Source organism: Clostridium sp. LS3, assembly GCF_055330225.1.
Genome location: NZ_CM143921.1, coordinates 513885 through 534411 on the forward strand (window position 1 = coordinate 513885; position 20527 = coordinate 534411).

General features: G+C 28.8%; 17 protein-coding genes. 15 read left to right on the top strand and 2 right to left on the bottom strand.

From position 1 onward, the window contains the following. Positions 1-311 precede the first annotated feature (311 nt). The 4 genes from ACZJV1_RS02535 to ACZJV1_RS02550 all read left to right on the top strand — a co-directional run bounded on the left by ACZJV1_RS02535 (position 312) and on the right by ACZJV1_RS02550 (position 6054). Positions 312-1133, top strand: a complete 822-nt coding sequence (locus ACZJV1_RS02535) for a DUF5692 family protein (protein WP_411169706.1) — start codon at positions 312-314, stop codon at positions 1131-1133. 212 nt (positions 1134-1345) lie between these two features. After that, a complete protein-coding gene (gene pcrA, locus ACZJV1_RS02540) occupies positions 1346-3571 on the top strand; it encodes a DNA helicase PcrA (protein WP_463651321.1) in 2226 nt (741 codons plus the stop codon). A gap of 200 nt (positions 3572-3771) precedes the next feature. Then, positions 3772-5763, top strand: a complete 1992-nt coding sequence (gene ligA / locus ACZJV1_RS02545; RefSeq protein ID WP_463651322.1) for an NAD-dependent DNA ligase LigA — start codon at positions 3772-3774, stop codon at positions 5761-5763. 6 nt (positions 5764-5769) lie between these two features. Further along, positions 5770-6054 (top strand): hypothetical protein, encoded by a 285-nt coding sequence (locus ACZJV1_RS02550; protein ID WP_463651323.1) that lies wholly within the window; start codon positions 5770-5772, stop codon positions 6052-6054. Positions 6055-6122: 68 nt separating this feature from the next. Here the strand turns inward: ACZJV1_RS02550 and ACZJV1_RS02555 are convergent, their stop codons facing one another. Then, positions 6123-7211, bottom strand: a complete 1089-nt coding sequence (locus ACZJV1_RS02555) for a PRK06851 family protein (RefSeq protein WP_460286032.1) — start codon at positions 7209-7211, stop codon at positions 6123-6125. 438 nt (positions 7212-7649) lie between these two features. Between ACZJV1_RS02555 and ACZJV1_RS02560 the strand changes: the two genes are divergently transcribed. The 10 genes from ACZJV1_RS02560 (at position 7650) to ACZJV1_RS02605 (ending at position 17719) form a co-directional block, all read left to right on the top strand. After that, entirely contained in the window at positions 7650-8471 is an 822-nt protein-coding gene (locus ACZJV1_RS02560) for an ABC transporter substrate-binding protein (RefSeq protein WP_460286033.1), read from the top strand. A gap of 167 nt (positions 8472-8638) precedes the next feature. After that, positions 8639-9286, top strand: a complete 648-nt coding sequence (locus tag ACZJV1_RS02565) for an amino acid ABC transporter permease (RefSeq protein ID WP_460286508.1) — start codon at positions 8639-8641, stop codon at positions 9284-9286. Continuing rightward, positions 9273-9995: an amino acid ABC transporter ATP-binding protein gene (locus ACZJV1_RS02570; protein ID WP_460286034.1), complete on the top strand. Its 723-nt coding sequence runs from the start codon at positions 9273-9275 to the stop codon at positions 9993-9995. The genes ACZJV1_RS02565 and ACZJV1_RS02570 overlap by 14 nt, the downstream gene beginning before the upstream one ends. Positions 9996-10336: 341 nt before the next feature. After that, positions 10337-12844 carry a tetratricopeptide repeat protein gene (locus ACZJV1_RS02575; protein ID WP_463651324.1) on the top strand — a complete coding sequence of 836 codons (2508 nt, stop codon included), beginning with the start codon at positions 10337-10339 and terminating at the stop codon, positions 12842-12844. A gap of 174 nt (positions 12845-13018) precedes the next feature. Next, on the top strand, positions 13019-13336 hold the full coding sequence (locus ACZJV1_RS02580; RefSeq protein ID WP_322388348.1) for a PTS lactose/cellobiose transporter subunit IIA: 318 nt from the start codon (positions 13019-13021) through the stop codon (positions 13334-13336). A 47-nt stretch (positions 13337-13383) separates the two neighbouring features. Further along, a complete protein-coding gene (locus ACZJV1_RS02585; protein WP_411169714.1) occupies positions 13384-13716 on the top strand; it encodes a hypothetical protein in 333 nt (110 codons plus the stop codon). Positions 13717-13870: 154 nt separating this feature from the next. Then, the gene (locus ACZJV1_RS02590) at positions 13871-14179 is read left to right on the top strand and encodes a PTS sugar transporter subunit IIB (protein WP_322412841.1); all 309 of its coding nucleotides are present in this window, start codon (positions 13871-13873) and stop codon (positions 14177-14179) included. Between the two features lie 67 nt (positions 14180-14246). Then, the gene (locus tag ACZJV1_RS02595) at positions 14247-15584 is read left to right on the top strand and encodes a PTS sugar transporter subunit IIC (protein ID WP_460286036.1); all 1338 of its coding nucleotides are present in this window, start codon (positions 14247-14249) and stop codon (positions 15582-15584) included. A 69-nt stretch (positions 15585-15653) separates the two neighbouring features. Then, entirely contained in the window at positions 15654-16748 is a 1095-nt protein-coding gene (locus ACZJV1_RS02600) for a DUF871 domain-containing protein (protein WP_463651325.1), read from the top strand. 14 nt (positions 16749-16762) lie between these two features. Beyond that, positions 16763-17719, top strand: a complete 957-nt coding sequence (locus ACZJV1_RS02605; protein ID WP_463651326.1) for an N-acetylglucosamine kinase — start codon at positions 16763-16765, stop codon at positions 17717-17719. Positions 17720-17802: 83 nt separating this feature from the next. Here the strand turns inward: ACZJV1_RS02605 and ACZJV1_RS02610 are convergent, their stop codons facing one another. After that, on the bottom strand, positions 17803-18981 hold the full coding sequence (locus ACZJV1_RS02610) for a cation diffusion facilitator family transporter (protein WP_411169718.1): 1179 nt from the start codon (positions 18979-18981) through the stop codon (positions 17803-17805). Between the two features lie 178 nt (positions 18982-19159). Between ACZJV1_RS02610 and ACZJV1_RS02615 the strand changes: the two genes are divergently transcribed. Continuing rightward, positions 19160-20455, top strand: a complete 1296-nt coding sequence (locus tag ACZJV1_RS02615; protein ID WP_463651327.1) for a M18 family aminopeptidase — start codon at positions 19160-19162, stop codon at positions 20453-20455. The last annotated feature ends 72 nt before the right edge of the window (positions 20456-20527 follow it).

A 20527-nucleotide genomic window follows, 5' to 3' on the forward strand; every position in this document is an offset into this window, starting at 1 on the left:
TTGGAAAAAAACAGATGAAATCGCTTACTAATGGGGAGAATTTACTATTTTAATAATAGAAAACGATTAAAATTTAAGTGTTAAATCATAATAAAATTTGAATGAAAATGTATAATAAGATGGAAAATGAGTTTATGAAACCAAAAAAATTGCAATATGTATATATTTTAAAAAAATATATGAAATATAAAATTCCTAAATCTATAATAATTGCAAGTTTGAAATCACATTTAAAATTTATTGACTAGCTAGTTAAACGTAGTATAATTAAATAGGAAAAATATACAATAATAAACTTATGGAGGATTATTATGAAAATTATACCATGGTGGCAATATTTAATTTCTATGACTGCATATATTGCTGTTTTATACTTATTAGTAGAATTAGCTAGAAAGTATCTTAAAACTACTACAGTTGTAGGTGTTCTAGCAATATTAGCTTTTCCTTTTTGGATTAAGACCTTCGGAAATGATTGGTTTAGATTAGGTAAAGTATTAATAGTTATTATTCCAACATGCTTTGTTAATATTTGTAGAATGAGTAATAAATATAAAGACAAAGGTTTAAGTTTTTTAAAAAAGAATTGGGTATTATGGTTTTTTTATGTAGTACTTTTTCTAAACATATTAGAGGCTTCTATTAAAGACCTTACATTAGGAAATTATTTTAACTTTGGAGCAGGTATTCTATGTGCCATAACAATACCATTTCCACCAAAGCATTGGAGATTTGGATCTAAAGAAGGCTTTGCAGAACTTATTAGTGATCTTCCATTAATGTGGTGCTTATTCTATACTACTTGGAATGCTGGATTCGTTTATGCAGAAAATACAGGATTCTTTGCAAGCTCTATTTGTATATTAATAGTTCCAGAAATTTATTCTTTAATTAGAAAAAGGTCAGATTTATGGTTACATGCAAGAATTTACACATTAGCAATTCATATGTTTATAAGAGGAACATTTGGAGATGTGTTTGCACCTATAATGGGTTCAGAAGCATGGAGAAATGAAAGTATAATTCCTATAATAGGTATATTAAACTTAGTATTTGGTGTAGTATATACTATATGGTGGTTTAATAAATTAAATCAAGAAAAAATAAAAAGTGTAAATGCTATAATTTCTTAGTTATTAGAAATTATATATAGATTTTATTATGAAATTAAAGTGTTTATAAATTAAATAAATAGTAAAGTAGATATACTGTGATTTTTAAATGGTATATCTATTTTTTATGATTAGGAGAATATATTTGATATAATCTATTTAGTGCTTTTAGGCAACAATATAAATGATATGTATGTTATAATATGTTGGTAATATGAAAGGAGTCTGTATAGATGGATTTAAAGTCATTACTTAACAAAGAACAATATGAAGGGGCTACTACTATAGATGGTCAAGTGCTGATATTAGCAGGAGCTGGTTCAGGAAAAACCAGAGTTTTGACACACAGAATGGCCCATATGATAGAAGATTTAGGAGTTTTACCATATAAGATACTAGCTATTACTTTTACTAATAAAGCAGCAAAGGAAATGAAGGATAGAGTCAAGGCTTTAATAGGAGAAAGAGCAGAGGATATGTGGATTTCTACATTCCACTCAACTTGTGTAAGAATACTTAGAAGAGAAATAGAAAAGCTTGGATATAAAAAGAGTTTTACAATATATGATACTTCAGATCAAAAGACACTTATAAAAGAGTGTATGAAAGCTTTAAATATAAATGATAAAGATATAACTGAACAAGAAATCATGAGTAAAATAGGTAAGGCTAAGGATAATATGCAAAGCCCTGCAAGTTTTATGAGAGAGAATGAAAGTAATTTTAGAGAAAAGAAAATAGCAGATGTTTATGAAATGTATCAAAAGAGATTAAAGGAAAATAACGCTTTAGATTTTGATGATTTAATATTTAAAACTGTAGAGTTATTTAAAAATGATAAAGAAACATTGGAGTTTTATCAAAGAAAATTCCAATATATTATGGTAGATGAGTATCAAGATACTAATAAGGTTCAATATGAATTGATTAGACTTCTAGCAGATAAATATAAGAACATATGTGTTGTTGGAGATGATGATCAATGTATTTATCAGTGGAGAGGAGCAGATATAAGAAATATATTAGACTTTGAAAAAGATTATCCTGATGCTAAAGTAATTAAGCTTGAGCAAAATTATCGTTCAAAAGGTAATATATTAGATGCTGCTAATGTAGTTATAGTAAATAATGCAAATAGAAAAAGCAAGGTTTTAAGAACAGAACAAGAATCAGGAAATAAAATTAAGGTATATAGAGCCTATTCAGATAGTGATGAAGGTGATTTTGTTGCAACCCAAATAAATAAAATAAAAGAAGAGGAAGATAAAAAATATAAGGATTTTGCAATTCTCTATAGAACTAACGCTCAGTCACGTATATTTGAAGAAGGCCTAAGAAGAAAAGAAATTCCTTATAAAATTTTAGGTGGAACTAGATTCTATGATAGAAAAGAAATTAAGGATATGCTTTCATATTTAAAAGTTCTAGTTAATCCAACTGACAGTATAAGTTTAAGAAGAATTATAAATGTTCCAAAGAGAGGGATTGGAGATGCTACAGTAAATAAAGTTGTAGATTTCGCTGATGATTATGAATTGCCATTATGGGATGCTTTAAGTACAGTAAGAAATATTCCTACATTAACTGCAAGAAATTGCGGAGGAATAGAAGTGTTTATGGAAATGATGGATAAATTCATGGAAATGAGCGAAGTAATGCCTGTATCTACTTTAATAGAAACTATATTGAAGGAAACAGGGTATATATCAGAGCTAGAAAAATCAAAGGAAATAGAAGATAAGAGTAGAATAGAAAACTTAAAAGAATTAGTTTCTGATGCTGTTGATTTTGAAAGAAGTAGTGAAGATAAGAGTTTGTCAGCATACTTAGAAAAAGTTTCCTTGGTTCAAGACACAGATAAGCTAGAAGCGGAAGATGACACTATAGTTTTAATGACTGTTCATAGTGCTAAGGGGCTAGAGTTCCCAGTAGTTTTCATGGTTGGAATGGAAAATGGAATATTCCCAGGTAATGCATCCTTTGAAAGTGAAGCAGAAATGGAAGAATCGAGAAGGTTATGTTATGTTGGGATAACAAGAGCAAAAGAACAACTATTTATGACTTCAGCAGAGGTTAGAAGACAATTTGGTAGAACAGTTGCCTACCCTCAATCAGATTTTATAGCAGAAATAAAAGGCGATTTAAAGGAATATGTTTCAGGAAATAATTCAGCACAAACAGCTAGAGCTACAATGTTTCCAAGAGATAATAGATATAATAATCCACATAGCTTAAGAGGTAATTCAGTACAAATGACAAAACCTAAGTCACAAAATATAGAATCATCTCTTTCAAATGATGAGATAACTATAGGAAGAAAAGTAAAACATAGCAAGTTTGGAATTGGAACAGTAGTATCAATAGCTAATACAGGAAATGATAAAAAGCTTACAATAGCTTTTGATAATCAAGGAATAAAGATATTAATGTTATCATTAGCAAACCTAGAACTAATGTAATAAATTGCGAATATAAAGGCTACGATAAATAGATATGGTCCATAAGCTAAATAGCTGTGCGAAGAAGTACTAGGCTTATTTCACATATTCTATTTATCTTCGTTAACTTATATTTCTCCACTTAAAATTATTAAATGATGAATTAGCCTCATTAATTATATGTATTAAATTGGAAATTTTATAAAAAAGGGGTGTTCTATTTGGATAAAAAGCAAAGAATAGAGGAATTAGTAGAAGAATTAAATAGATATGCTTATGAGTATTATTCCTTAGACAATTCATCCATATCTGATAAAGATTATGACAAAAAGTATGATGAACTTAGAAAACTAGAGGAAGAAACAAACTATATTCTTTCATATTCACCTACTTTAAGAGTTGGAGATAGAATATTAGAAGGATTTAATAAATACACTCATAAATCAAGGCTTTGGAGCTTAGATAAGGCTCAAAGTTTAGAAGAATTAAAAGATTGGCATAATAGAAATCTTAAATTTATAAAAGAAATGAATTCTAGGGGCGAAAATTTACCAGAACCAAGATATGTATTAACAAAGAAATTTGATGGATTAACAGTTAACTTAACTTATGATGAAAATGGAATATTAGTATCTGCTGCTACAAGAGGTAATGGAGAAGTTGGAGAAGAGGTTTCAGCTCAAGTTAAAACTATAAAATCAGTACCATTAAAAATATCCTCAGAGGATTTGTTTGAAGTTCATGGTGAAGCTATAATGACTACAGAGGCCTTTGAAAATTACAATAAAAATGCTGATGTTCCTCTTAAGAATTTAAGAAATGGTGCTGCAGGAGCTTTAAGAAACCTTAATTTAAAAGAAACCGCTAAGAGAAATCTTTCAGCTTTTTTCTATGATGTAGGTTATAAAGAAGGGGAACCTTTTAAGACTTATGAAGAAATGTTAAATTTCATAAAGGGAAAAGGCTTACCTATGGATAGCTATGTTAAATACTGTACTACAGTTGAAGAAATAGAAAAGGAAATTAACTATATAAATGATAGTAGATTTGACTTAAATTATGATATTGATGGTGTTGTTATTGCAATAGATGATATAAGAACAAGAGAGCTTATAGGATATACAGTGAAATTTCCTAAGTGGGCAATAGCTTATAAGTTTGAAGCACAAGAAGCCACAACAAAGCTTTTAGATGTAGAGTGGAATGTTGGCAGAAGTGGTAGGGTTGGCCCTACAGCTATTCTAGAACCTGTAGAACTTGCAGGAGTAACTGTAAAAAGAGCAACTTTAAATAATATAGATGATATAAGAAGAAAAGGTGTAAGAATAGGAGCAGAAGTTTTTGTAAGAAGATCTAATGATGTTATTCCTGAAATAATGGGAGTAGTAGAAGAATCCTTAGAAAGTACAGAAGAAATAAATGTTCCTGAAATTTGCCCAGCTTGTGGAGCTCATTTAGTACAAAATGGAGTTCATTATTTCTGTGAAAACACTCTTTCATGCAAACCTCAAATGGTTAAAACGATAGTTCATTTTGCATCAAGAGATGCTATGAATATAGAAGGTTTCTCAGAAAAGACAGCTGAACAGTTATTTGAAAAGCTAGATATTAAATCAATTGCAGATTTATATAATCTTAAAAAAGAGGAGCTTGTACAGTTAGAAAAGTTTGGACCTAAAAAAGCACAAAATTTATTAGATGCAGTTGAAAAAAGCAAAGATTGTGAATTATATAGATTTGTATATTCATTAGGTATTCCTAATGTTGGAGTAAAAACTGCTAAGGATTTAGTTAATAAATTTAAATCTTTGGAAGGATTAAAAAATGCTAGCTTTGACGATTTAGTATCTGTTCAAGATGTAGGCGGAATAGTTGCTAAATGTGTTTTAGAATTTTTTAAGGAAGAAAAGACATTAAATACGATAAATGAGCTTTTAGAGCTTGGGGTATCTCCAAGTTTTGAAGAACAAGAAATAATATCCAGTCCTTTTGAAGGTAAAACAGTTGTTGTAACAGGAACTTTAGAAAACTACTCTAGAGGAGAAATAAAAGCAAAACTAGAACTATTAGGTGCTAAGGTTTCAGGGAGTGTAAGCAAAAAAACTGATTTTGTAATAGCTGGTGAAGAAGCAGGATCAAAGTTAGATAAAGCAATTGAACTTGAAGTAAAGGTTCTAAGTGAAGAGGATTTTGAGGGTATAATAAAGGAGTAATTAGAAATGAGTAAATTTAGATTTAAGGATTTTTTTACACTAATATGTACTTTAGCTTCAATAGCAGCTAGTGTGATTATAGTTCTTACATTCTTAACAACATACCATTTCATTAATATGCATATGTTTAATTCATACTTACCATTACAAATAGGTATATGCGTAACTATGATGCTATGGGCAATAAGATTTTTTCTTTATAGGATAGGTAAGGAAAAGTATATGTATTCATTAATATGTATAATAATATCAATTATAAGTTTATTTTTTATAGTAAATTTAGTGAAATAGTATATATTAGTAAAGGAGTAGGGTTTTCAAAATTCTACTCCTTTTACTATATAGTTAATTTATAAATTTTATAGAGGTATATAATTTTCAAATTTTTTAATTACATTAGCATAAATATTATCTAACATATTAAAATCTAGAGCATTTATATAATAAGCTTCTAATTCATCATGAATTCTATGAGCCTCAGAGATGTAAGATAAAGCTTTGTTTGTAAGCTCATAGAAAATTTGCTTATCATAATCTACATCACTTTTATTACTTGAAAGTATAGATGCATTACAGAAATCTTCAATATTATAAGTCTTACCATTAAAAGAAGCTTGGCTAATTTCATTTTCAGTTAATACACAAGTAGATATTTCAGGTATTAAAATGTGTTCAATTCTTTCAGGTATAAAAGGATCATGCATATATTCCACGAAGTAGCCTTTCTTTTGAGCAAGCTTACCTATTTCTAATAAAATAGTGCTTTTGCTAAATCCAGGACCGCCTTTTAATATGAATTTGCGCTTAAGTTCAGAAGTGAGATCTTTAGCAAAGGTGATTATTCCATTAGGTGTAAATGCCGTTGCAAATAAATGTCTCTCATCACCAAAACCAGACTTTTGCTTAGTAAATATTTCTTCTTTTAAACTTTCAGAAATTGTTACTATTTTACTATAATCTAAAGCCTCAGAATTTAATCTACTCCAATCATCATGGATATACTTAGCTGAAGCTAAGAATGTATAAGCCCTTTTAAAGTTATTGCTAATAATCTTACAAACATCGATAATTTCTCTCTTGTTTAAAGAAAGAGCATCAATGTTAAGGGCATCCCCCATATTAAGAATTTCATCTACAGCACCTGGGTGAATAGGATCAACCATATGAGGTGATGTACCATCTAGAATTGCAAGGCCAAGTTCTTTTATAACAACTCCATCTAGGGAATTATTATCAGAAGAGCAGTGGTGATATTCGATTGAATAACCCATATTCTTAAAATGAGCTCCAACCTTTTTCATCAAAAAAGATTTCCCTGTTCCAGGCCCACCTTTTATGCATATAATTCTATTTGCATCTTCTTGTGTCAATATATACTTATAAAAAGAGTAAAAGCCTTTATAAGTATTACCCCCTGGAAAAAGATGCCTTTCTTTTTGGTAAATCAACTATATCACTCCTAATTATTGCTTCTTTTATTTAAGTTCCAATAATAATGTATGCTTATACTAAAAAAGTGAAACAATAAATTTGAATTTATATATATGTTCTAATAAAGTGCATTCATTTAGTTAAAGTAGATACAATTTTCTATAGCTTCAGTAATTAAGTGTGACAAACTTATATATTATGTATAAATTACAACTAACAACTTATAAAAATGCATAAATTTTCAGGCTCTGAAAAATAATAAATATTATGAAATTTATTTTTATAAACAAGAAAAGTATAGAAACAAGGAGGATTTACTGAAATAACATGGTTCATGAAAAATATAAAAAAATTTTAAAAAAAGTGTTGCATAAAAATAAAATTATGGTGTATAATTATGCTAGTTTATTTGAAAGACAATTTGCATATTTAATCATAAAGAGGGGGATTAAAAAATGAAAAAGGGAATAATAAAAAAAATATTAGCTGTAACTGTAGTTGGGGTTATGTCATTTGGTTTAATAAGCTGTGGGGGAAAAAGTTCTAAATCTGCAAATAAGCTAGCAGAAGTTAAGGAAAAAGGAAAATTAGTTGTTGGACTAAGTGCGGATTATGCTCCATATGAGTTTCATATTATGAAAGATGGAAAAGATGAAATAGTAGGCTTTGATGTCGAGATAGCTAAAGAAATAGCTAAAGATATGGGAGTTGAATTAGAAATAAAAGATATGAAATTTGATTCTTTAGTAGCAGCTGTTCCAACAGGGAAAATAGATATGGTTATATCAGGAATGAGTCCTACTGAGGAAAGAAAAAAAGCTGTAGACTTTTCAGATATATACTATGTTGCAGAACATGGAATGGTGGTAAGAGCTGAAGATAAAGATAAATATAAGACATTTGAAGATCTAAAAGGTAAAAAAGTTGGAGCTCAAATGGGATCAATTCAAGCCGATTTAGCTAAAGAAAAAATTGCAGATGCTCAAATGCAATTACTATCAAATGTTAATGATTTAATTCTTGAATTGAAATCAGGAAAAATAGATGCTTTAGTGGTTGAATTACCAGTAGCTGAAATGCTAGTTAAAAATAATCCAGAATTAGTTGTAGGACAAGAAAAATTAAAAGATACAGAAGGTGGATCAGCTATTGCTATTAAGAAAAATTCACCGGAATTTGCAGAACAATTAAATAGTACAATAAAAAGAATAAAAGAAGAAAAATTATTAGATAAATTTATAATAGATGCTAATGATTTAGCAGGGCAAGCAAATTAGTTAATTATTGACAATTGATAATGTTTCAATTACGAATTATATTCTTATTAAGTTAAGCAATTTAATTTATGGAATTGTAAAAATAATTATCAATTGTCAATTTTAAATTTAAGTTAAGAGAAAGGGTGTAAAATTTGACTTTAGATTTTAGTTTTTTATCTGAATATATGCCATATTTTATAAATGGTGTTAAATGGACTTTATTGATATCATTAATAAGCGTACTTATGGGTGTTATTTTAGGATCTTTATTATGTTTTATGAAAAGATCAAAATTTCAAATATGGAAAATCAATCCTTTAAACGCTATTGCAACTATATATATTGAAATAATTAGAGGAACTCCGATGCTTCTACAAATCATGATAGTTTATTATGGATTTGATGAACTTTTAGGTGTTAATATACCAGCTTTAACAGCAGGTATAATAGCAGTATCTATAAATTCAGCAGCTTATGTTTCAGAAATAATAAGAGCTGGTATTGAAGCTGTTGATAAGGGGCAGTTAGAAGCTGCAAGAAGCTTAGGGATGAGTCAATTTACGGCAATGAAGCTTATAATAATGCCACAAGCAGTTAGAAATATATTACCTGCAATAGGTAATGAATTTGTTACTGTAATTAAAGAGTCTTCAATGGCATCTGTAATAGGTGTTAGTGAACTTATGTATGGTGCACAAGTAGTTAGAGGAGTAACTTTTAGAGGATTTGAACCATTAATAGTTGCAGCAGTATTCTATTTTATTATGACATTTTCACTAGGAAGACTTATGAATTATATAGAAAGGAGAATGAAGGCCGGTGATTCACGTTAATAATTTACACAAATATTTTGGGAACAATGAAGTATTAAAGGGAATTAATGAAAATATACAAAAGGGTGAAGTTGTAGTTGTTATAGGACCTTCAGGATCAGGTAAAAGTACTTTTCTAAGATGCTTAAATTTATTAGAGGAACCAACTGATGGGGAAATAATTTTTGAAGGTAAAAGTATTACAGATAAAAAAACTGATATAAATAAGATAAGAGAGAAAATGGGAATGGTGTTTCAACAATTTAATTTATTTCCACACAAAACTGTCTTAGAAAACCTAACAATAGCACCTATTAAAGTTAAAAATATGTCCAAGAATGAAGCAGAAAAAAAGGCAAAGGATTTATTAACAAAAGTAGGACTATTAGAAAAAGCTGATGCTTATCCAGCTTCTTTATCTGGAGGACAAAAACAAAGAATAGCAATAGCAAGAGCTTTAGCTATGGAGCCGGATGTTATGTTGTTTGATGAACCTACATCAGCATTAGATCCAGAAATGGTCGGGGAAGTATTAAATGTTATGAAAAGTTTAGCAAAAGAAGGAATGACTATGGTTGTAGTAACTCATGAAATGGGTTTTGCTAAGGAAGTTGGAGATAGAATATTATTTATGGATGGAGGAAATATAGTAGAACAAGGAACTCCTGAAGAAGTATTTACGAATCCTAAAAATCCAAGAACTATAGATTTCTTATCTAAGGTGCTTTAATAAAAAATTGGACATATTTAAGTTTGCTTATTCCGTCGCTTTGATCCAAGTCAACGCAAACCTACATGTGTCCACTTGAAAACTGAAGGAATGAAATTATAAAAACAAAACCAGTTTTGCTTTATAGTAAGACTGGTTTTATTTTTTATGGTACACACTATTAATGTATTTCTTAATAAAAAACAAAAAAATAAGTCTAGTAGTGCTAATATTTATAACCTTTATAATGGCGATAGCACTTTCATTTTTAGGAATTTTATAGTTAATTAAATGTTCTATATAAATTTCAATTAAATAAAATAGTAATAAGAAATTAAATAGATAGAGTTTGTGGGGGAATGATGAAACTTAAATTTGACTTTAGTTTTTTATTACTTGAATTTAAAGATTTATATTATATTTTAAACAAAATAAACGAAGAAACAAATCTAGAAGATATATGCTTAAAACTAATTAAAACAATAAAGGAAATAATAATAACAATACATTTAAATAATAAGTTATTTTACAACAGTGAAAATTCATTAGTAGAAAATATTAAATATCTTTCAAGAAAAGACGTAATTCCATATGAACTTATGAAATACCTAGTAAATTATGTAGAAGATTTATATTATATTGGAGATATGCTAAATGATTATGAAATAAACGTTGATAAAAAGAAAGATTTATCAGAATTATTATATGATCAAAAGGCAATTTATGAGGCTTCTGTTTGGTTAGTTATAAATTGTGGTGAAGAGGACTATTCATTATTTTATGATAGGCTAAGTGAATATGAAAGAAAGATATTTGATAAATATTTAAATTATAATGAAGTTGAAGAGCATGTAGACGATTTTGATGAATTAAATTTATTAGATGAAACTGAATATGAAGAAGGAAGTTGCGAAGAAGAAACTAGTTCAGTTGAAGAGTATTTGTTAGCTGGAGAACTATATTATCTAGGTAAAAATGTTAGAAAGAACTATTATAAAGCAAAAGAATATTTCGAAAAGGCAGCAGAAGAGGGAAGTGAATACGCAGAAAGTTATTTAGGACTATTCTTTGAAAAAGGATATGGTGGAGAGAAGGATATAAACAAGGCACTATATTGGTATAAAAAAGCAGCTTTGAAAGGAAATCCATTTTCTCAATATTCTTTAGGATATATGTACTTTTCGGGGGAAGAGGTAGAGCAAAATTTAGAATGCTCATTTAAGTGGTATAAAGAGGCTGCAGAAAATGGATTTGCACCAGCTCAGTATGCTCTTTCATATTTATATAAAAACGGAGAGGGTTGCGAAAAAAATATATTTAAAGCGTACTATTGGCTAGAGGAGTCAGCAGAAAATGATTTTGAGGACGCTTATTATGTTTTAGGACAATCATATTTAGAAGGAACTCATATAGAAACTGACTATAAGAAAGCTTTCTTTTATTTATCAAAGGGAGCAGAAAAAAATGATCTAAATTGTTTAGACAGTCTAGGAGATATGTATTATTGGGGTTTATATGTAGATGAAGATAAAGAAAAGGCATTTTCACTATACTTTAAAAGTATAGAAGAAGGAAATATAGCACTGTATTATAAAGTAGGAAAATTATATGAAGAAGATAAAAATTTTGAAATGGCATTACTGAATTATTTAAAAGGTCACAATAACGGAGATTTAAAATCTACTCAAAGGCTAGGGATAATCTACTATAATGGTGAAGGAGTGGAAATAGATAAGAAAAAAGCATTATACTATATGAAGTTAGCTACAGAAGGAGAAGATCCACATTCTTTATATGTTATAGGGGTTGCATATTTAAATGAGAATAGAGAAAAAGGTTTAGAGTACTTGAAGAAAGCTTATAGAAAGGGATCTCATTATGCAGCAGAAGCTCTTGCAAGTGAATATTTATTAGATTTATTAAATGAAAAAGATATAAATGAAGAAGAATTGTTACAATATATAACTAAAGCTATGGATAATGAAGTTACAGAAGCAATATATTATTATGGATTACTTCATGTTTATGGAGTATGTGTAGAAAAGAATAATGAAGAAGCATTCAAATATTTCATAAAAGCCGCAGAAAAGGGATCTGAAAAGGCAATGATAAAGTTAGGAAACTGGTATAAACATGGAGTATTTGTTAAAGCGAATTCAAAAGAAGCTATAATTTGGTATAGAAAAGCTGCTGAAAAGTATAATACAGAAGCGTTGTTAAATATAATAGAAATTCATGAAAAAGGAATTGGAATAGATAAAGATTATAAAAAAGCATTAGAAGGAGCTTATTTATTAAGAGATATTAACATAGTTGAGGGAAATATAAAGTTAGCATATTATCATGCTAAGGGAATTGGTGTAGAAGTGTGTAATGAAACTGTAAACAAATATATAGAAGAATTGTTAGTATTAAATAAAGGTAAAGCTCTTAATTTATTAGGTGAATTAGCAGAAGAAGGTCTAATTAATAAAAATGAAGAAGAGGCAGTTGAATATTATTTAAAGTCAATTTCTACAGGATATATTAAAGCTTATTCTAATTTAGAGTATTATCTATATAAAAGAGGAAGAGATATAAGTGAATTTAAAAATTTAATAGATAATATATGCGGAAAAAATTATTTGTTGGAACAGGGTAAAAGTGTATTTATAAAAGGAAAAATTGAAATTATAGAGGGAAAAATAGATAACAATGAAGAAGCTATAAATGAAGGATTAAGGAAGCTGAAAAAAAGTGTGCATTTAGGATTTTACGAGGGGGTAAGAGATATAATATCATACTATGAGGAAGCTGAAAAAAACAGTAAAAACTTAATAGAGTTATACAAGTATAAAGAAAAATTAGTGTACTATGGTATTGATAATTAATTTGAATAAAAGAGTGTAGAATTTCTATACTCTTTTATTAATATACTCATTTTGTAAAATAAAATTTCAAAAAATAAAAAAAATATTGAAATAAAAAAATAATAGTGTATAATATAATTATACTAAGAAAAAGATTTAGTGTAAACGTAAAACTTATATTAGGAGGTAATATATATGGCACAAAATATGGAACTAATAATTTTCGAAATAATAAGTCAAGGTGGTACAGCTAAGGGACTAGCATATGAAGCTTTAATGGCAGCTGAAAATGGTGATTTTGAAAAGGCAGAAGAATTATTAAAAGAAGCTGATGTATGTTTAGGAGAAGCTCATAAAATTCAAACAGATATAATCCAAGCAGAAGCAAGAGGAGAAAAAACTGAAGTATCAGTATTATTTGTACATGCTCAAGATCATTTAATGACAGCTATTGAAGCTAAGACATTAATAGAACATATTATAAAGTTACATAAGAAGATAGCAGATAAGTAATTAATTTAAATATATGAAGTCTATAGTAAAAGGAGGTATTAAAGCTTATGAAAAGAAATTCTGTTACAAGTGAGTTGCGAGCTAAGAAAACAGATTATAATATACCAACCTTTGGATTTAAAAGTGCTTTAGTGATACTTTTAGGTGGAGTAGTTGGAACTATAATATTTCCAATGTTTTTAAGTATATTTGGTGTAAATACTAATTTTGGGGTGTTAATAGGAAATACATTTATAACAAGTTTTGTTATTGCATACTCAAGATATTTTATAGAAACAAAAAAAGGATATTGTAAGTCTTTTTGGTTAAGCTATGCTTTCTTTGCATTTTCATTGGGAATTATGTCTTATCTATGGCTGTATTTAAAGTTTTTCATATAAATATGAAATTATATTTCATAAAATTTTAAAAAAAATGAAAGAAAACATTGAATATTTCTTGAAAACGATTTATAATATTAATTAAGAAAGATATTATAAAAAAATATTAATGATTGTTGAAATTATTAATAAAAAATTGGAGGTATTATTTATGATGAAAGTATTATTTGTATGTTCACAAGGTATGTCAAGTGCTATAGCAGTAAATGCACTTAAAAAAGAAGCTGAAAAAAATGGTGTAGATATGGAAGTGAAAGCTGTAAGTACACAAGAGTTTGAGGAAGAAGTTAAAGCTGGATATGATGTAGCAATGGTTGCTCCTCAAGTAAGACACCGTTTTGATTATTTAAAAGCATATGCAGATGAAGCAAAGGTTCCATGTGCTTTAATACAACCTCAAGCATATAGTCCACTAGGTGGTCCAAAACTACTTAAACAAGTTAAAGAACTTGCAGAAAGTTAATTTAAACTAAATGTAAGTTTGAAATAATAATTATTTTTTATTTTATTATCTAAGGGGGAATTAAATTATGAATCATTTTGCTGATTTCTTGGACAAGAAGTTATCTACTCCAATGGCAAAATTGGCAGAGCAACGTCATTTACGTGCTGTGCGTGATGGTATTATAGCTACATTACCATTAATTATTGTAGGATCATTTTTCTTAATACTTGCGAATCCACCGCTACCACAAAGTTGGGGGATTTACAAAACTCTTAAAGCTAATGCAGCAACTATAGTGCTTCCATTTAGAATGACAATGTATATAATGACAATATATGCATGTTGGGGTATAGGATATAGTTTAGCTAGATCATATAAACTTGATGGAGTTACTGGTGGTACATTATCAGCAGCAGCATTTTTCTTAACTCTTGTTCCTAAGAGTGCAGCTGCATTAACTCCAGAATTAATGGAAATAGTTAAAGGAAATGCAGATCTTTTAAAATGGTATCAAGGAGTACCACAAGGTTTCCAAATGCCTATGGCAAACATGGGTGGAGGCGGAATGTTCGTTGGTATTATAGTATCAATACTAGCAGTTGAAATATTTAGATTTACTAATAAGAGTGGATTTAAGATTACAATGCCTGAACAAGTTCCAGCATCTGTTGCAAGAAGTTTTGAAGCTTTAACACCAGCTGCAATTATAGTTTTATTAATAGGATCTATAACATATTACCTTCATTTCGATTGGCATGGATTTATTGGAAAAATAGTTGCTCCACTTGTATCTGCAAGTGATAGTTTACCAAGTGTTTGGATATTAGCAATTTTACAAGATTTCTTCTGGTCATTTGGTATTCACGGTGCATCAGTAGTTGGATCTATTGCAAGACCAATATGGTTAATTTTATTGGAACAAAACTCAGCTGCAGCAGCTGCTGGAGCTCCTTTAACAGCAATAGCAGCAGAACCTTTCTTCCAATGGTTCTTATATATTGGGGGTTCAGGATGTACTATAGGTTTAATTACAGTTTTATCAATATTTAGTAAATCTACTTATGGTAAGACAATAGGTAGAGCTGCTTTAGTACCAGGTATATTTAATATAAATGAACCAATAGTATTTGGTGCTCCAATAGTATTAAATCCAACATTAATTATACCATTTATAACTACACCTTTAGTAACAGGTACTTTAGCATGGTTTGCTACATCATGGGGATTGGTCAATAGAGTTCAATTGATTGCCCCTTGGACGTTACCAGGACCAATTGGAGCTTATCTAGCTACAGGAGGAGACTGGAGAGCGGCAGTATTAAATATAATTTGTATTTTAATATCAATAGTAATGTACTATCCATTTGCTATGATGTATGATAAGAAATTATTACAAGAAGAACAAGGCGAACAAGCTCAATAAAATTAATAATTATAAAAGTGGTGAAGAAATTCACCACTTTATTTTAAACTAAAGTTAGAGGTGAATATTATGGGAAAATTAGGAATATCAATTTATCAAGAAAAAACTACAGAGGAAGAAATATACAAATATATAGATATAGCAAGTGAAAACGGATTTAGCAGAATATTTTCCTGTCTACTTTCAGTAAATGATACTAAAGAAAATATAGCTAATAAATTTAGAAAGACAAATGAATATGCAAAATCAAAGGGCTTTGAAATAATAGTTGATGTTAGTCCAAGAGTCTTTAATGAGTTAGGTATAAGCTATAAAGACCTAAGTTTCTTTAAGGAAATTGGGGCAGATGGCTTAAGACTAGATATGGGATTCACAGGTTCAGAAGAGTCATTAATGACATTTAATGATGAAAATCTTAAAATTGAAATCAATATGAGTATTAATACTCATTATATAGATACAATAATGGATTATATGCCTAATAAAGATAACTTAATTGCTTGTCATAATTTTTATCCACATAGATATAGCGGATTAAATTTTGATCATTTTATGAAATGTACAGAAAAAGTTAATAAGCATGGATTAAGAACAGCTGCATTTATAACAAGTCAAAATGAAGGAACATTTGGTCCATGGCCTGTTGCAGATGGACTTCCAACTTTAGAATTACATCGTAATTTACCAATAGAAGTTCAAGCTAAGCACTTAATAGCATTAGGCAATATAAACGATATAATAATATCAAATTGCTATCCAACAGAAGAAGAAATGAAAAAGCTAGGCTCTATGAGAAAAGATATGGTTACTTTCGATGTTTATCTTGAAGAATCAACTCCAGAAATAGAGAGAAAAATATTATTTAAAGAAAGACATTTTAATCGTGGAGATTTCTCAGATAATTTAATTAGATCTACTCAAAGTAGAGTTAAGTATAAAGGACATGACTTTAAATTATTTAATGCGCCAGAAATAATTAAGAAAGGTGATATAGTAATAGAAAGTAGTGAATATGGACATTATGCTGGAGAACTACAAATTGCTTTATCAGATATGCTTAACAGTGGCAAATCAAATGTAGTAGGACATATTAAGGAAGAGGAAATATTTATTCTAGACTATATAAAACCATGGCAAAAATTCAACTTCAACTTAATTAAATAATTGGAGGACAATTTATGTATTTTTTAGGGATAGATGGAGGAGGCACTAAAACCTGTTTCACTTTAATAAATAAAGATGGAAATGTTATTAGTAGAGTTATAAAAGGAACCTCTCACCCAACTCAAATAGGCTTTAATAATTTGGAAATATTATTAAGAGATGGACTAAAAGAAATAATAGAGTCTAGTAATATTTCTAAAGAGCAAATTTCAAAAAGTTATTTAGGGCTAGCTGGATATGGGATAGTTAAAGAAATTGCAGATAAAATAAGTGAAGTTGTTTCTAAAGTATTTGCTGGAATGGATTATATTCTAAATAATGATGTAAGAGTTGCAATAGCAGGAGCTTTAGTTGGAGAAGATGGAATAAATGTTGTTTCAGGAACAGGATCCATAGTGTTGGCTTTAAAAGATGAGAAAGTGTTAAGATGCGGTGGATGGGGATATTCAATAGGGGATGAAGGATCTGCTTATTGGATAGGTAAAAAGTCACTAGCATTATTTAGCAAGCAAAGTGATGGAAGGTTAGATAAGGCTCCTTTATATGAAATATTTAAAACTAATTTAAGCTTAAATAGTGATTATGAAATAGTTTCTTATGTAAATGAAAAGATAAAAGGTGATAGAGGCGAGATAGCTAAGCTCGCTAAATTATGCTCAGATGCAGCCCAAAGCGGGGATGAAGGAGCAATAGCAATATTTAATGAAGCGGCAATAGAAATTGGAGAAATGATAAAAGCTTTATTAAAGAACTATGATAAAAAAGATGAGATAAAAGTTTCTTATACAGGTGGAGTATTTAATTGTGGGGATTTAATACTTAATCCATTGAGAAACATATTAAAGGGATACAATGTTAAACTAGTGGAACCACAATTATCACCAGACTTGGGAGCTTGCCTACTAGCATTTATAAAGTCAGGAAATGAAAAAACAGAAGAGTTTATAGAAAACATGAGGAAGAATAGTTAAAGGGTTAAAAAATGAAAGAGTTAAAGAATTATAAAAGAATTTATCAAATTCTTTAATTCTTTAACTCTTTAAAATTTATTGTATTACATAAAGTCATAATCAACTGTTATAACACAGTTATATTGTGGATGTTCTTTCTTTATAGAAGATTTAATGCTTGATAGCATTTTTTCTTGATCTTTTTTATTACCAGAATCAGCTGAAGATAAAACTATATCAAATATTAGGTTTTTAATCTCACCTTCACCAACTATTCTAAAATCATGCATCGATTTTATTTCTGGATATTTTCTAAGAACTTTTTCTACGAAGTCCCAAGTTTCTTTAATTTCATCTGTAATAACACAAATAGGATCCATGTGTATTACTAAATGTAAATTAAGATCTTTTGAAATTTCTCTTTCAGCTTTATCTATTACATTATGAATTTCCATTATATCTATATCTGAAGGAATTTCAGCATGTAAAGAAGCAATTATTCTACCAGGCCCATAATTATGAACTATAAGATCGTGTACTCCTGAAATATTAGGATAAGATAATACTTTTTCACATATCTCATTTACAAGTTCAGGATCTGGAGCCTCTCCAAGCAATGGATTTAATGTTTCTTTTACTATTTGAAAACCTGCATATAAGATTGCTAATGCAACAAACACACCTATATATCCGTCTATAGGAAGTGTTGTAAATTTAGCAATTAAAAATGATATTACAACTGTACTAGATGTGAAAACATCACCCATTGCATCTGCAGCAGAAGCTTTTAAAGCAGAAGAATTTATTTTATTACCTATAAATTTATTAAAAGATGATAACCATATTTTAAATCCAATTGATACTAAAAGTAGTATAAATGGAACTATTTCAAAGGTTATTGCTTGAGGGTTTAAAATTCTTTCTATTGAAGATTTTATAAACTGTAATCCAACAAGCATTACCATGAAGGCAACTAATAGTGCAGATAAATATTCTATTCTACCATGTCCAAAAGGATGTTCAGCATCAGCAGGTTTACTTGCCATTTTAAATCCAACTATGGTTATTATTGAAGAAGCTGCATCAGATAAATTGTTAAATGCATCAGCTGAAACAGCAATTGATCCAACCAACATACCTACTGAAAATTTAATTAAAAATAAAATAACGTTTATTATAACTCCTATAATTCCACCTAAGGTTCCATAAGCATTACGAACTTTTTGATTTTTTGTATCTTCATTATTTTTTATGAAAGATTTAACTAAAAAATTAGCAATCACCGTATCACTCCTATCTATTTAATATTGTTTCATGGAAAATATATATCTATTCAAAATAGATATAATCACTATTATATACTAAAATTTACTAAATTCAATTATAATTAATTTTATAAATAATAAGAAAATTTTATAAATATGGTATAATATTAATAGTCTTAATTTAGGAGGAATTGAAATGAAAAAAGAATTAGCATTAGATTTAATAGACTTTTTATATAAAAGTCCAACAGCATATCATTCAGTTAAAACTATTAAAGAAAGATTGGATTTAAATGGTTTTAGTGAAATAAAAGAAAGTGAAGAATGGAACTTACAAAAAACAGGTAAGTATTATGTTATAAAAAATGATTCTGCGCTTATTTCTTTTACAGTTGGTAATGGAGAGATTGATAAAGACGGATTTAGATTAATAGGAGCACACACTGATTCACCAGGCTTTAGAATAAAAGCAAATCCAGAGATGGTTTCAGAAGGAAAGTATTTAAAGCTAAATACTGAAGTTTATGGGGGACCAATTCTTTATACATGGTTTGATAGACCTTTAGGATTAGCAGGAAAAGTAACTGTAAAAGGAAAATCAGCTATTAAGCCAGAGACAAAGCTTGTAAATATTAATAAACCAATTCTTATAATACCAAGTGTTGCAATTCATATGAATAGAACAGTAAACGAAGGCTTTAATATAAATAGACAAAAGGATACATTGCCATTATTAAGCTTAATAAATGAAAAGTTTGAGAAAAATGGATATTTAGTTAAGCTATTAGCAGAAGAGCTAAATGTTTCTTCAGAAGAAATATTAGGATTTGATTTAGGGTTATATGAAATTGAAAAGGGATGCTTAACAGGATTAAATGAAGAATTCATATCCTCAGGAAGACTTGATGATATGTGGATGGTTTATACAGGTATTCAAGCTTTAATAGATAGCAAAGTAAATACCTTTACTAAAGTTATGGTTTGTATAGATAATGAAGAAACAGGAAGTCTTACAGCTCAAGGAGCTAATTCAATGCTATTATTAAATATTTTAGAAAGAATAACTCTAGCATTAGGAAAAGATAGACAAGGATTCCATAGAGCTTTATCAAACTCAATAATGATATCAGCAGATTTAGCTCATGCAGTTCATCCAAATGCAGAAGAAAAGCATGATCCAACTAACAGACCAGTTTTAGGAGGAGGCCCAGTATTAAAGAGTGCAGCATCTGGAAGCTATAGTACAGATAGCTATAATGCAGCTATTTTTGAAGGCCTTTGTGCATCTGCAGAAGTTCCATATCAAAAGTTCTTTAATAGATCTGACGTAAGAGGTGGAACAACTATAGGTCCAATAACTTCAGCTAACTTAACTATTCCAGTTATGGATATGGGTGCACCATTACTTTCAATGCATTCAATAAGGGAATTAGCAGCAGTAGAAGATAACTACTATACAATAAAATTATTTACAGAATTCTTTAATATTTAATATCGAAATTAAGAATAATGATAGATATTAATATTTAAAAGTTACCCTATGAATTTAGACAATACTATAGTA